Source organism: Mycoplasma testudinis ATCC 43263, from assembly GCF_000687795.1.
Taxonomy (GTDB): Bacteria; Bacillota_I; Bacilli_A; order Mycoplasmatales; family Mycoplasmoidaceae; genus Mycoplasmoides; species Mycoplasmoides testudinis.
Genome location: NZ_JHXT01000010.1, coordinates 1 through 14,544, shown reverse-complemented (window position 1 = coordinate 14,544; position 14,544 = coordinate 1). Strand labels below are relative to the sequence as shown.

Genomic DNA, 14,544 nt, shown 5'->3' with positions numbered 1-14,544 from the left:
AATGCAAAAAAATCTAATTTAAAAAACGACAACTTTTAATCATTTTTTGAAATAAATTTTCAACTTCATTTAGCGATGAAATTTGTTTATTCAAAATTGATTGATGAAGATTTTTAATTGTTGGTAAATCATCATTTTTCATTTTAAAAATTTGAAAACTTTTTACATAATATCCTAATTCATTAATCGAATATTCTAATCGAAATAATATCGTAAGATTACGTTCAGAAAGTTCCATAATATCTTCTAAAAACAATGCTTCGTTATTGTTTTTAAAATTTTGATTAAGACTTGTTATCTTATGATTAGAAGTATTGACTGGTTCTTGTTTCCAACAAATTTCATTAAAAATTTTATATTTGGTAGACTTAATTTCAATTTGGCGAAAATTAATATCATTAAAATTAGTATTAGCAGGAGCGTCTTTAATTTTGTGATTAATAACGTTTAAAATCATAATCAAATATCCAAGTGAAAAATTAAAACGATAAGCGATTAAAAATCACAATAAGATACCAACAATAAAAATAGCCATAATGGTCGGAATTCCAGTTATCAAAACAATATTAACTATCATTGGGACTACACTTAAAGGAATAGAAATATTTTGCAAGTTAAAAAACTCAATACTTCATTTATTTAAAAAAACCGGATAAGAATTTAACAAAAGTAAACTAAACCCTAAAATAAAAGTACAAATTGCACAAAAGATTGCACAGCTAAAAAATACATAACGACACTGTTTTTTAATGTTTTTAATTGGCGTAAGTAAATCAAAATGATTTAACACAATAAAAATCACGAACAAAGTCGTAGTAATTATTCCAACGACAATAAGAATTGAAGTAACAATTATTGAAGCATTAAAATTAATGCTTGGAATAGATCCACTAAAATTGAAAAAGTTAGCTCCAAAAAAGAAAAGCATTAATGGCGTCATAATTGTTACTACTAAAGATAAAAGTAAAAAAATGATAGAAAAAACCAAAGTAATAGGAAATAAAAAATAATATGAACGCAAAAAAGACAAATGCTTATTTATAAGGAGTGGGTTATTTCAAATTTGGGTTTGGTATGCGACAAAAGATGCTTGAAAATTTTTTTTGATTTTTAATTTTGTAAAGCTTTTCATTAATAATCAAAATCTTTCATTCTTCTTAAATCATCACGTAATTTTAGCGTTTCTCTTTTATCGTGTTTCTTCTTACCACGACCCAAAGCAATTTTTATCTTAATATGACCTTTCGACCAATAAACACTTAAGGGAATAATTGTTAATTTATCTTGTTTTTTTAATAATTCAATTTTTAGAATTTCGTGTTTATGCATCAAAAGCTTACGCGTTCGCGATTCCTCATGCGTTTTTTGAGTATTAAATTTGTACTTAGGAATTACCATATTCAACAAGAAGATTTCTTGTTTACGAATGATAACGAATGCTTCTTCAATGTTTCCGTGAGCTAAACTTAAGGATTTAACTTCACTCCCAGACAACGAAATGCCGGCTTCAAATGCTTCGACTATTTCGTATTTAAAGTGGGCTTTTCTATTGTTGATTAATAATTTCATAAAAGCGTTCACATCTTTCCAAAAGCCTTAAATAATTTAATACTAATGAGTGCGAGGATCTTGAAGACTTAATTCTTTAGCAATTGTTGGAGCATAATCTCCAAACACTAAAACTAATGAATTCTGCCCATTTCACATAATTCCCTTTGCACCAACTTTTTTTAGTTCATTTGTGTCTACGTTTTGTCGATTAATGATATCTAATTTTAAAGTATTTATTGTGCTCGTGTAATTTTTAACATTATCTCAAGTCCCAATAGCTTTTACTAAATCAGCAATAGCAAAAGGAATTTTTTCAGAAATAGTCAGTTCTGTTTTCTGAATTTGAGCATGTTTTTTTGAGCGCTTTTTTAAAACAAAATAATAAATGCCAAAACTAAAAATATATCGTAATTTTAATTTCCAATTTTTCATATTAACCCTTTATAAAAGTAGATTGAAGTTTCTTAATAAATTCTGCATGATTATTAGGAAGCAAAAATTTAGCAGCAGACTTAACTGGCTTTACCACGATTTTTCCGACACAAAAGTTCTTATTAATTTCATTCCCATCAGCATAAACTCTTGGACAGTTCGATTCTTGCGTATATTCACGAGCCGGCTTAATTGTGATAATAGTATCTGAAGGTAAAATAATTGGAGCCTGAATCGTAATAAATCCAACATGTAATAAAGGATCTAATTCAACAAATTCAATACAATCTACTCCGGGAAACACAACAGCCCCACGGGCTGATTTGACAAATCCAGTAGATCCGGCTCTAGTACCTACTAAAACTCCAGTCCCTCGAAATTTTTCATAAAAAATATCATTGAAGTAAATATCTAAGGGATATGCTGTACTGCTGACAATAGAAAGTTCATTAACTGCTACAGTTTTAATTCCACCAACATCCAAATCTAAAAGATGAATTTGGCGAAAAGATTCATCCCGTAGATTTTTGCACAAAACATCTACTTGTTGATCTGAAAAAGCTGCATAAAAACCGACAGTACCGCCATTAATTCCAACTATTTTAACACCGGGTTTGTTATGATTTAATGCTTCACGAATAAATGTTCCATCACCACCAATAATAAATAAATAATCTGGGTTATTAGTTTCGACTTCTAGCCAATCAAGAAAATGCATTTTTACGCGTTTTTTGACAGATTGCGCTTTTGGCGACGGACTCGCCACTATTTTAAAAGTAGTTTTTGTGGTGCTGGACATATGTTTATTACTTTAAATTAATCTTCAGATTGTTCTTTTTCAGTAATCATTGCTGGAGCAATATCTGTAGTTCCTTCAACTGGATTTCCGTAAACTTCGTTATTAGGGCCTTCGTAAATTCCGTCATCAGATACCGTAATCGAATGGTGAACTTCAATGTCCTTGATAGGACGGCAAAACACTTTAATGTCTTGGCTATTGTATCCAATCATTAAACGTTTTGGTAAACCAGATTTATCATATTGTAATAAGATTGGTCGTTTAACAATTGAAGGATGCTGATGAATGAGTTCAATTAATTCTGATATTTTTAATTCATCAATGTCAATCTTATTACTAGATAAAAATTTACTCCGTTGGGAAATAATGTCATATACTCCATTTTCGGTCATTGACAAAATATCTTTAAAATGCTTCTCAGAAATCGGTTGAGAGTAAAAATTTTCTTCAACAAATGGTAATTGGTTATCAACAAAAAATTTACGCGCACGAACACAACTAGAACAACTAGCAGTTATTAACAAAAGGGTTTTGTTAGCGTCGGGGTCAGAATCGTGAGCAGGTTGAATGAATTCGTTGTTATTGTTGTTATCATTAGCCATAGTTTTCCCCCTTAAATTGGCATTTACCATTATAGTATAATGACAATGCAATTTATTAATTAAATATTATAAAAAATAATTAGAATAATTAATACAAAAAATGGAGAAATTATAAATGCAACGCATTATTTCTGGAATTCAATCTAGCGGCCGTTTACACTTAGGTAACTATCTTGGATCGCTAGCAAATTTCATTAAGTTACAAGAAAAATATGAATTATTTATTTTTGTTGCGGACTTACATTCAATCACAGTCGATTTCAAAGCAGAAGAATTAACTAAAAGCCGTCAGGATTTAGTTGCTACATATTTAGCAGCTGGCTTGGATCACCAAAAAGTAAGTATTTTTTTACAAAGTGAGGTTTTAGAACACCCAGCTTTAGGTCATATCATATTATGTCACACAACCCTAGGTGAATTAGAACGTATGACCCAATTTAAATCAAAAGCAAACGATGGTCTAAAGCAAAATAACAATACTGTTAAAATTCCAACTGGGTTATTAACTTATCCAACTTTAATGGCTGCTGATATCTTGCTATACCAAGCATATGGCGTACCCGTGGGAGCTGACCAAAAACAACATATTGAATTAACACGTAATATAGCCTTAAGAATGAATGCAAAATATGGAACAATGTTCAAGGTTCCAGAACCTATCATTCCCGAAATTGGTGCCCGGGTAATGGATTTGATGGATGCAAATAAAAAAATGTCTAAATCCGCAAAGATTACTAAGGGAGTAATTTTTTTAGATGAAACGCCTGAATCACTAAAAGCAAAAATTAAAAGCGCTAAAACCGACAGTTTAAATCAAGTAATTTATAATCCTAAACAACAACCAGAAGTAGCTAACTTATTAACTATTTATGATTCGTTAATAAATGAATCTGCTGCAAGTTCTTTAAGACAAAAATTTTACGGAACTAAGAATACAATTAGCATGCAAGAAATCGAAAAGAAATATCATGGTAAAAACTATGGTGTTTTCAAACAAGACCTATACGAAATTATTAATTCTCGATTGCAACAAATTCAAAAATTAAAAGCACAATTTGCTAAACCTGAAATTCTCAAAAAGATTTTAGAAAAAGGAAAACAAAAAGCGCAAAGTGTTGCTCAAAAAACATTAGGAAAAGTATATGAACTCATCGGCTTTAAAGAAATTAAATAAAAGCACAAATGCTGACGTGCAATATCATAAAAGAAGAATGCTTATTATTAGCGATCTTGATGGATCGCTTTTAAATAACAAAGGAGAATTAGACCAATGTACTGTTGATACTGTTAAAGAATTGACTAAGTTGGGTCACGTCTTTTGTTTAGCTACTGGAAGACCGTGGAGAGGCTCAAAGCACATTTATGATCAATTGGGATTAAAAACGATATTAATTAACCTCAACGGATCATATATTTGACACCCTTATGACAAAGATTTCTTACCGATTAACATTGTGTTTCAAAAGGATTTAGTTAAACGGTTGCTTTTGAAAAAAAACATTATGAAACGAATTGATAACGTTATTGTTGAAAACCGTTCTGGAACATTCATTTTAAAAAAACCTACAGAAAAACATGAAATTGCAGAATTTAATCAATGATTTCATATCCAAATGGATGATGAAAAAATGAATTTTTTTGGTCATGACAAAATGCTAAATATGGAATTTGATCCAAATGCAATTTTGTTACAAATCCGGGACAATCGTTGTATTGACGAAGTTACATATTACTTAAAAGAAACCTTCAATACCTTTGTTATCCGAACTTCTTCATTACCTAATTCAGGTAACATTGTTGAAATTAATACAAACTACGCTAATAAGGGAAATGCTATTGATTTATTATCAAGTTATTATGGAATCCAACGCGATAGTACGATTGCATTTGGCGATGGCGAAAATGACCTTGAAATGCTTCAAAAAGCCCGTTTTGGATATGCCATGAAAAATGGGGGAGCAACAGCTAAAATTGTCGCCCGGTATATTACCAAAGATACAAATAACAACCATGGCGTTGCTCATGAATTAATTAAAAAAGTTTTGTCGCGGTACTATATTCATTAATTATTAAACACTATTAAACAGTTTTTTTGAACCTTCAAAAAAACATTACAAGCAATTCTCAAGTTTTTTTTGGAATTGCCTTTTTTTATGAAATCTTGTATCAAATTAATTTTATTTGTATTTGGAGTTACGGCTAATGATCATAAGAATAAATATAAAATATGGGGTTGATAATCTATATCAAGACTTTCAAAAAAATCGATGTTATATTCAGTTTGTTTTCATAAATCAAAAGACTTGTGAATCGACTTCAATTTGGCTTCATTATTTTTATTAAACGACAGGACATATTTCTCAAACTCGAGTATTCTTTCAGCAGTTCACGAAGCTATTTCGATTCGTGCTTTATTTCTTGAATAAACGGGCAGTAAATTAGATTCGTCAATTCCGTAAGGGATTTTATGCTGATGACAATAATCAATTAAGGAAACTTTTTTAGTATTTAAAAACGGGCGAAAAATTTTGATTCCAAAGACCGTGTTCGTTTGTTTAATTCCCAAAAATAAAGTTTTTGATTTTCTTTGAACTTGCATCCAAGCAGTTTCAATGAAATCATTTCAATGATGAGCAACATAAACTGTATTAACACCAAGTTCAATACATTTATTTTGAAAAAAATGGTAACGGAACAATCGAGCCACTGTTTGAAAATTTTGGTTTTTGCCCTCATTAGAAGAAGTTTTTTTGAAATGTTCTACAAAAACCGGGATATTGTGTAGTTTACAATAATTCTCCACAATTAATTGGTCGCGTTCGCTAGAATCTCGTTTGTGGTAGTTCACGTGTAAAACTCCAGTGCAATCATTTCCATACTGATCTAATAAAGCCATGGAATCAGGCCCGCCTGATACCGCTAATAAAAAACGATTATTTCCCATTGTATTTATTCATTAATTGGTCAAATGATTCACTATTAATAAATTCATAACAAATAGTTGTTGCATTAGCTACAATAGTTTGTAAAGTAACAACTTCATCCATTCGAAATTGACCTAAAACAAATTTGGCTCGATCACCAATCATTTTATTAGCAATTCCAATTCGAATTCGCTTTATTTTCTCTGTTCCCATTCGGCTAATGATATTTTGCATTCCATTATGACCACCACCTGATCCATGTGCTTTTAGTTTGAGGTGCCCTAAATCAAATGCAAGTTCGTCATAAACAACTAATATGTGCTGTGGTCAAATTTTATAAAAGTCACATAAACTCCGAACAAAATTACCCGATAAATTCATAAAAGTTAATGGTTTTGCAAGAATTACTGTTTGTCCGTTGATATTGGTTTTTGTAAATGTTCCATCGAATTTGGTTTCATCTAAAGTCAAATTTAACGTATCCAACAATTGGTCAATAACTTTAAATCCGACATTGTGTCGCGTATTATCATATTGTGAACCGGGGTTACCTAAACCAACAATTAATTTAATGGCCATTTGTTTTATCCTTTTGTTTTTTAGATTCAATCCGACAACTACATTGCTCAAAAATCTTTTAGAATTGCTTGTTATTTTAACTTCATTTTTTATTTATATGCATCCAAATTGTGTTTCATAAATAATCGTTTTTAATAATCAAGATAATTTATTTAAAACTTCATCAATCAAATTCTAAATTCTAACCAAAAGAAATTTTAAAACATAATTTAATAGCGTTTACGGGTAATTTCTTTTAAGAGCAGCAAAAATGCTTATATAATATACTAAAGTAAGGTTAAAATAAAATTCTTAAACCAAAACAACCAACCAAATTAAATTACTATGAACTCAAACAAAATCAAATATATTTACAGTGATCTAGACGAAACAATTGTTCCGAAAGTATCCAAAGAAACTTGCCGCTACGGAAAATACACTTTTAACGACTTATTGGAAATATCAGAACGTAATCAAAAAGCAATTAAAACTTGCCAAGATTTAGCTCTTGGATTTGGAATTGCAACGGGTCGTTCTTATCAAAAAACTTATCCTATAATCCAAAAACTAAAGATTGATATTCCGGTTGTTTGTTTAGACGGTGCTCAAATTTATTTAAAAAATAAGTTGCTACTTAGTGAATGTTTACACCCAGGATTAATTTATAGCTTTAATAAGATTATTAATCGGAATCAAGACGTCCCGTTCTTTTTAATAAGTGACTATACGACATATTTAAGTGAAACTGATGACTGAATGACTGCTGAAGAAGAGATGTATTTAGAAAAAGAATTGTTCCCCGAAAATGATTTTTTGTATTCGGTCCGCTTAAATCCAGAAACAACATGAGATTTACCGTTTGAAAAAGTCAATACAATTTTAATTATGATTGAAAAAATGACATGGCAAATGCAAAAAGAAATTGAATTATTATGCAATCAATTTGATGCACATTTCATAAGGTATAACCGTGTTATTCAAATCCTTCCACTAAATGTATCTAAAGTGTCTGCCTTAAAATACATTTCTCAATATTTATTAAAAGGTATGTCACCATTCAATACTGCGGTTTTTGGAGATAACAAAAATGACATTGAAATGCTAAAATGATCGCACTGAGGAGTTGCGATGGAAAACGGACATCTTACAGCAAAAGAGTGTGCTAAATATATCTGTAGAGATGTTAATGAAGATGGGGTCGCATTGTGGATTGAAAAAAATATTCTAAACAAAACTACCAAAGGGGAAAATAACTAATTATGGCAATTGCAATTGTATACGGAAGCAATCTAGGAAATACAGCGACTGTTGCAAAAATTATTGGAAAAGAATTAAACATTGCAGATAATCATATCATTAACATCAGCGAAACTACGCCCGAAGCCTTAAATGAATACGATAAATTAATTTTGGGTACTTCAACATGAGGTGTTGGCGATATGCAAGATGATTGATTAGAATTTGATTTCAAAAAATTAGAAATTAAAGACAAAACAGTAGCTTTATTTGGTTTGGGAGACAGCCAAATATATGCCTTTACATTTTGCAATGGTCTAGGAAGTTTATATAAACACCTTCAAAAAAAACATCCTAAATTTGTTGGCTTTGTTGATAAAAAAGACTATAATTTTGGCGATTCATTAGCTGTTGTCGGTGATCAATTTGTAGGTTTGCCATTGGACTACGATAACTTTCCAGAAAAAATTGAAGATCAAGTTAAGGACTGAGTTGCAAAAATTAAACCGGATTTAGAATAAATTCACATAAGACAAAAAGTTGGAAATCATAAATTGTCTTTTTTTGATATGGTAAATATTTTTAATATTTAAACTAGGGCTACCCCTAGTTTTTTTAATGACGTTAAGTACAAAAGCACTCAAAAAAAGAGTTGTTAAAGTAAATTGAATTTTTCAAAATTAAAATATTTAAGCCAGAAAAATTAATCTTTATTTAATCTTATTTTTGTTTTCAATTGCCAGCTTTAAAGTCATCCCATCAGCATAATCAATTTGGGAATTTACTGGTAATCCAAAAGCAATTCGGAAAATTGAAACATCACTATCTTTTAATAAAATTTTAATATAGTTAGCTGTTAGTTCTCCTTCAATGGTAAAGTTAGTAGCAATCAATACTTCTTTAATTTTTTCACGTTTAATACGGGGAATTAAAGTATCAAGATTAAGGTGTTCTGGATTAATATTTTTTGCTTTTGATAATTCTCCATTTAAAACATGATAAACACCGTTAAAACCTTGACAAGATTCGATTGTCATTAAATCATCTACGGTTGCTACTATACATAATTTATCTTTTTCACGATTAGAAGAGTTACAAATTTCACAAATATTGTCTTTTGATCAATTTCCGCAATTAATACAGGCTAAAATAGAACTCCGTGCATGATTTAATCGTTCAATAAATTCTTTAATAAAACGATGATCTTTCTTAATTAAGAAAAAAGCTATTTTCCGAGCTGATTTAGTACCAATTCCTGGCAAAACACGAATTGCATCTACCAAATATTCAAATTCTATAAATTCGTATTTCATTTAACAATCCCGTAAACAGTTATTACTCGTCTGATGAATCTTCGATTTTCAAATCGTCACCGAAATAATCTAAGGCAATTTCTTCAGTAGAAGGTTTTTTAATAATAAACTTGCTAATCTGGCTTAAGTCTAAACGTTCAATTGTCTTTTCACTTTTAATTTTCTTGAAATTATTAGTTCAATTTTTGGCCATTGATTTAGTAACTCCAATTACGTATAATGGTTTACCAAATAACTGATTGCAAAAATGAATAAATTCAACGGTTTGACTTTTTGCATTCAATAAGATGCTTTCATCTTCATTTTCAAATAAAACAACAATTCCTTCGTCTGCTGCAATCAAGACTTTTGTCGCATCAATTAACAAATTCGAAATTGGTTCATTTTGAAACCATTCCTTACTTTTTAAAACTTCTAAAATCGCCTGATTATCTTTTTGAATTTTAGGGTTATGATAAGCGGCTAATTTAATAAATATTTCTTCAACACTAATGCCATCAATTTTTTTAGATATTTGTGAAGTTGTATCTTGAGATGCGGATTTATGATTTTCTTGTATGTTTAATGAATTAGAACCGTCTTTTTTATCATCATTTTTTACATCAGCAGAGACACTTTTAACACCTTTATCTTGAGGTAAGTCATATTCTTTTGTTTCAAAAACTGCATCTAGATTTTCTATATTTTTTTGTGTTATTTCATGAATATCTGAAGATTTTAAATCACTTAAAGGAACAATAAAATCCGCAGACTGTCTGGAAGAGCTTTGGTTGGATAAAGAAGAATCATCTGCAATATTAGTGTCTTTTCTAGAAACTACATGAACTTTTTTTAATGAATCAGATGAAATAACAGCAGTGTTATTAGAGTTTTTTGAGTTAGTATTAATTCCCTTAAAGATTGCTAACTCCAAATTATATTTAATGTTCTGATTATGTTTAATTTTTCCAGTTAGTTCTTCTCAAATTTCAGCAAATACAAGAGCTTGCGAACCACTCATTTCAATTTTATTTCAATCTTTTTTATGAAAATTTTTTGGATTGCTTTTAGAATTAGTTTTTGTATATAAATAGATATCTATAAAAAAACCAAAAGTATCTTCAATCAACTGTCCAAAGTGGACGCCATCAGCCTCATATTGTTCAATTTGAGATAACGCTGCGCTAATATCGTTGCGAGCCAGCAAATTAATAAATTCAATTTTTTTGGATTGATCCAATAGACCAAAAATACTATCAATATCTTCGGTGTTAATTTTAGTATTAATGGAATACGAGCTGATTTGATCTAAGGAACTAATCGCATCTCGTGCAGATCCATCGGCAAGTACTGCTAGTTTTTCTATTGCTTCTGGTTCTATTTTAATTTGCTCTTTCTTAGCAACTTTTGACAACAATTCACTTAATAATTCGACAGTTAACCGTTTAAAACTATAGCATTGACACCTAGAAATAATCGTCAAAGGAATCTTATGATATTCCGTGGTTGCAAAAATGAAGACAACATGAGATGGACATTCTTCTAACGTTTTCAGTAAGGCATTTCATGCCCCAGTGGTAAGCATATGCGCTTCATCTAAAATATATACTTTTTTTTGTAAATCAGTTGGTAAGTAATTAACTGAATCTATAATTTGTCTTATTTCTGCAACACCATTATTACTTGCAGCGTCAAGCTCTTGAACATCCATTGTATGAAGATTATTTATTTTAGTACAACTCGTACACTCGTTACAAGCATCTCCGTTTTTAGGAGTTAAGCAATTAATAGCTTTTGCTAGAATTTTGGCTATTGTGGTTTTTCCAATTCCTCGTGGTCCTGAAAAAATATATGCGTGAGACATTTGTCCACCATTAATGGCATTTGTTAAAGCCTTAACAATGTGAGTTTCGCCAAAAACTTCCGCAAAACTAAATGGTCGATATTTCTGATATAAAGCGCCTGCCATAATGTACCTCAAAGTAGTAATTAATTATAAATTTATTTAACTACCGAAAATAATTAAATAAAAATGGGACTTCATAAAAACGACAAAAAAAGCAGAAAAAGCTAACCTGAAAAAATAATTAACGAAGAAATAAGAAAAAATGGATTCTATGCAACATTTAAGATACCTTTTCAAAAAATTAGGTCTGAAAAATATTTAAATCTAGCAGTTTAATGAAGTGCAGTTTGCTTATTTAAATTCTTTAAAAAGATTAAAAATAACAAGACACTCAAGAATAGGTAAGAAATACTGATCAAGAATAAAATATACCAACCGTCGTTTACAATTAGCATTGCATTACCAAACAAGTTGTTATTAAAATAAACAGCTAATTGCACATTTACACCAATTGGAATCAAAGTTTGAAAATAATTGAATCATCCTTTAGCGAATACGTCTAGCGTGCCATTAAATAAAAAATAGGGAATAGTGTAACCAGAAAAAAGCATAAAAACAGTGTAAACTATATTCAATATAAGATCATAATTACGAATTCCATTTACTTTAAATGAAAGAGCACCAGCAAAAAAACAGCAAGTTAAAACTACAAGCAAAGTATTTATTCAATTTATCAATATAAATGACGCAGTGGCTGTTCCGCTAAACGCGACAATGCCAATAAAAATTTCAAAAAAGTAAATTATTGTACTGAAAAGAGAATAAAACAAGAGAATGGAAGATGGTGGCCCAATAATATTGGACTAATTAAGTTAATTTTAAATTACAACATTGCTTTTTTACAAAAGTAATCATTTTTGTACCTATGAGGAGTTCTTCCTCCAAGTGATAACATAATGCGTTTAAAGGTAAAATATTCTCGGTAATCTTCAAAAGCATTGTATACAGCATCTACTGATTCATACTTATTTCTCATTCCGTGCTACATTTCTCGTTTCATTCTTGAAAAATAAGTTTCGGGAATGATATTATCAACTGTTTTTCCTCTTCGGGACATACTTTGAATGAACCCATTGTCTTTTAAAAATGACATGTATTCATTACTAGTGTATTGAATCCCTTGATCAGAGTGTATGATTGCTTCTTTCATTTTGTCAAGGCCGATTGCATTTATTGCCTTTTGAATCATTTCAATCGCTAGTTCAGCAGTAGGATTTAACGAAAATGTGTGCGCCACAGGTTCTTGATTAAATAAATCAAGTAGAACGGAATAATAAATGTGAATTCCGCGGTAAACAAACACCGAAATATCAGTTGCAAAAACGGCATATGGGTTTTCCGGTTTAAATTTATGAACTCATTTGAATTTTTTAGTTGTTGAATCATAAATTTTAACGCGTAATAAATTAGGAATTTTTCTGTATTCAGATCCAATATAACTTTTATATTTTTTGGCTTGAGCACGTTTGCCTTCAAGATTCATTTCTTTCATCAATTTGGCAACAAGTTTGCGATTTAATTTTTTGTCGCCGGATTGTTCATTTAATTCAATGGTAATCTTTCGATTACCATATCTGCCCTTGTGTTTTTCAAATACTGCCTTAATCTTTGACTTTAAATCTTCATATTTATCAGCTTTATTGAGTAATGAAACGTTGTAAAAATATGTTGATTTTGACAATTGAGCAACAACTAAAAAAAGTTTAAGTTTGTGACTGCGATTTAGTAGCCTAAGAATCGCATTTGTTTTTGCTAAATTTATGTTTTTTTTGACATTTCTTGAAGCACCTTTTCGAGTTCTTCAGAAAAAGCACTTTTGGTTTTTCAAAACTCAACTTGTTCTTCTAAATTTTTGCAGTATTTTTCCCATTCTTCATTGGAACGAGGTTTGCTTGGTTCTTTATGTGATTTTTGCGAATTTGGGTTATCTGTAGTGATTTTACTTGCACTTTTGTCTGGCTTTTCACTAGAAGATTCATTTAAATGAGTTTTTATATGTGATTTTTTAGGCATGTTGCGCTCCCCGCGACTGTTTCTAAGACCATTATAACCAAATTTTTCACATAGTTTGTACCACAAACCTGGTAAATTTTTATCAATCCGGTAAATTCCAGCAAGATCTCAAGTGGATTTTCCCTTACAAATTTGTTCGACAATCATTTTTTTGAACTCAAAAGTATTGTCACGGCGTTTTCGGTCTGGTTTTATTGCTTCATCGCCATGATACTTTCAAATATTTAAGAAGCCATATAACGTTGTAGCCGAAATCTTCAATTTTTCTGCAATTATTCACCTTGGTGTTTTTAATTTAGTCAGTTTAATTATTTTTTTACGTATTGAGCACGATAGTTTCATGAAAAAGGTCCCTTCGGTTGGTTTTCTTAGTCCAACTTTTTGAGGCCACTATCAATCGTACAACGAAAAATTGTTCAAAAAGAAGTCAAATATTAAATTTTCATTAAAACCATTTGTTAAATATATGTTTTGATTTCTGTTTAATGGGGAATATTTCAAAAAAGAATTATTTGAATTATATGAATATGTATTTAAAAAATTTGTTAAATAAATTTTTGATAAAAGCCTATTTTTTATCTTTTTTTTGCCCATATTTTATTTTCCTCAGCAGCAGCAACAACATAAGCAACAACAACCACCGCATCCACCGCAACCAGTTCCAATTCCACCACCTGCAGGAATATTACCATTGCTTCCTAATCCACCGCCATTAGAAACGCCACATCCTCCACATCCGGAGCCACCTATATCGATCGCAGCTTTGTTATACTTCAAACCATTTAAATTTAACCCATCTAGGTTTAAAAAACTATCATTATTTGTTAAAAAAGTTTTTCTCACATTAAAATTTATTTTTTCATAAAGTCCTCGTTTATATGTCAAATTATTCTTACTTAATAAAAAGACAAAGTAAAAAACAAACCAGCAAAATTAGTTTTGCAAATACTAAATATGCGGTAACAAGGCAAAGCTTGTTATATTGACTATATGTTCGTTGATTTGCTTCGAATAGAACATTTAATAGAATAAATCGGAAATATTTATCACATTTTTCTGATTATATCAAAATTTACTTTTTAGAAAAACTGATTATAATGATTTTGCATACCTGAGTTGTTTTGAAAAAAAGATTTGGAAGTAATGATTTAAGTGTGTTAATGTCTAGATTTCTTTGAAACCATTGACATCGTGTTATTAAAAGTATACTAAAAAACGGAAACGCTTTCGC

17 protein-coding genes are annotated in these 14,544 nt (G+C 30.1%); 4 read left to right on the top strand and 13 right to left on the bottom strand.

The window, feature by feature from the left end; all coding sequences use genetic code 4:
• Nucleotides 1-13 precede the first annotated feature (13 nt).
• From T384_RS0103105 to T384_RS06330, 5 genes are all read right to left on the bottom strand, one after another.
• On the bottom strand, nt 14-940 hold the full coding sequence (locus T384_RS0103105; protein WP_156933123.1) for a hypothetical protein: 927 nt from the start codon (nt 938-940) through the stop codon (nt 14-16).
• Nucleotides 941-1,131: 191 nt separating this feature from the next.
• The gene (smpB, locus tag T384_RS0103100) at nt 1,132-1,569 is read right to left on the bottom strand and encodes an SsrA-binding protein SmpB (protein WP_027119803.1); all 438 of its coding nucleotides are present in this window, start codon (nt 1,567-1,569) and stop codon (nt 1,132-1,134) included.
• Between the two features lie 42 nt (nt 1,570-1,611).
• Nucleotides 1,612-1,983 carry a hypothetical protein gene (locus T384_RS06995; RefSeq protein WP_052663474.1) on the bottom strand — a complete coding sequence of 124 codons (372 nt, stop codon included), beginning with the start codon at nt 1,981-1,983 and terminating at the stop codon, nt 1,612-1,614.
• Nucleotide 1,984: 1 nt separating this feature from the next.
• On the bottom strand, nt 1,985-2,782 hold the full coding sequence (locus T384_RS0103090; protein ID WP_027119802.1) for an NAD(+) kinase: 798 nt from the start codon (nt 2,780-2,782) through the stop codon (nt 1,985-1,987).
• Between the two features lie 17 nt (nt 2,783-2,799).
• Nucleotides 2,800-3,384 carry a Spx/MgsR family RNA polymerase-binding regulatory protein gene (locus T384_RS06330; protein ID WP_084266121.1) on the bottom strand — a complete coding sequence of 195 codons (585 nt, stop codon included), beginning with the start codon at nt 3,382-3,384 and terminating at the stop codon, nt 2,800-2,802.
• Between the two features lie 115 nt (nt 3,385-3,499).
• Between T384_RS06330 and trpS the strand changes: the two genes are divergently transcribed.
• Both trpS and T384_RS0103075 read left to right on the top strand, forming a co-directional pair.
• Entirely contained in the window at nt 3,500-4,558 is a 1,059-nt protein-coding gene (gene trpS / locus T384_RS0103080) for a tryptophan--tRNA ligase (protein WP_027119801.1), read from the top strand.
• Nucleotides 4,527-5,450 (top strand): Cof-type HAD-IIB family hydrolase, encoded by a 924-nt coding sequence (locus T384_RS0103075; protein WP_084266120.1) that lies wholly within the window; start codon nt 4,527-4,529, stop codon nt 5,448-5,450. Before trpS ends, T384_RS0103075 begins: the two co-directional genes overlap by 32 nt.
• Here T384_RS0103075 and tilS read toward each other — a convergent pair.
• The gene (gene tilS / locus T384_RS06325) at nt 5,447-6,328 is read right to left on the bottom strand and encodes a tRNA lysidine(34) synthetase TilS (protein WP_052663472.1); all 882 of its coding nucleotides are present in this window, start codon (nt 6,326-6,328) and stop codon (nt 5,447-5,449) included. The genes T384_RS0103075 and tilS overlap by 4 nt on opposite strands.
• Entirely contained in the window at nt 6,318-6,887 is a 570-nt protein-coding gene (gene pth / locus T384_RS0103065) for an aminoacyl-tRNA hydrolase (RefSeq protein ID WP_245595155.1), read from the bottom strand. Before pth ends, tilS begins: the two co-directional genes overlap by 11 nt.
• A gap of 324 nt (nt 6,888-7,211) precedes the next feature.
• Between pth and T384_RS0103060 the strand changes: the two genes are divergently transcribed.
• Together T384_RS0103060 and fldA are read left to right on the top strand one after the other, a co-directional pair.
• Entirely contained in the window at nt 7,212-8,123 is a 912-nt protein-coding gene (locus T384_RS0103060) for a Cof-type HAD-IIB family hydrolase (protein WP_027119798.1), read from the top strand.
• A gap of 2 nt (nt 8,124-8,125) precedes the next feature.
• Nucleotides 8,126-8,623, top strand: a complete 498-nt coding sequence (gene fldA, locus T384_RS0103055; protein ID WP_027119797.1) for a flavodoxin FldA — start codon at nt 8,126-8,128, stop codon at nt 8,621-8,623.
• A gap of 189 nt (nt 8,624-8,812) precedes the next feature.
• On the opposite strand, the gene recR is transcribed toward fldA, so the two are convergent.
• From recR to T384_RS0103020, 6 genes are all read right to left on the bottom strand, one after another.
• A complete protein-coding gene (recR, locus tag T384_RS0103050; protein WP_027119796.1) occupies nt 8,813-9,415 on the bottom strand; it encodes a recombination mediator RecR in 603 nt (200 codons plus the stop codon).
• Between the two features lie 22 nt (nt 9,416-9,437).
• Nucleotides 9,438-11,363: a DNA polymerase III subunit gamma/tau gene (gene dnaX / locus T384_RS06990; RefSeq protein ID WP_052663470.1), complete on the bottom strand. Its 1,926-nt coding sequence runs from the start codon at nt 11,361-11,363 to the stop codon at nt 9,438-9,440.
• Between the two features lie 760 nt (nt 11,364-12,123).
• Nucleotides 12,124-12,276, bottom strand: a complete 153-nt coding sequence (locus T384_RS07635) for a hypothetical protein (RefSeq protein ID WP_408631977.1) — start codon at nt 12,274-12,276, stop codon at nt 12,124-12,126.
• 6 nt (nt 12,277-12,282) lie between these two features.
• Nucleotides 12,283-13,128, bottom strand: a complete 846-nt coding sequence (locus T384_RS0103035; RefSeq protein WP_027119794.1) for an IS3 family transposase — start codon at nt 13,126-13,128, stop codon at nt 12,283-12,285.
• Complete coding sequence (locus tag T384_RS07270; RefSeq protein ID WP_027119793.1) at nt 13,059-13,655, bottom strand: helix-turn-helix domain-containing protein; 597 nt, start codon at nt 13,653-13,655, stop codon at nt 13,059-13,061. Before T384_RS07270 ends, T384_RS0103035 begins: the two co-directional genes overlap by 70 nt.
• Before the next feature lie 255 nt (nt 13,656-13,910).
• Nucleotides 13,911-14,198, bottom strand: coding sequence for a hypothetical protein (locus T384_RS0103020; RefSeq protein WP_027119791.1), 288 nt, complete (start codon nt 14,196-14,198; stop codon nt 13,911-13,913).
• Between the last annotated feature and the right edge of the window lie 346 nt (nt 14,199-14,544).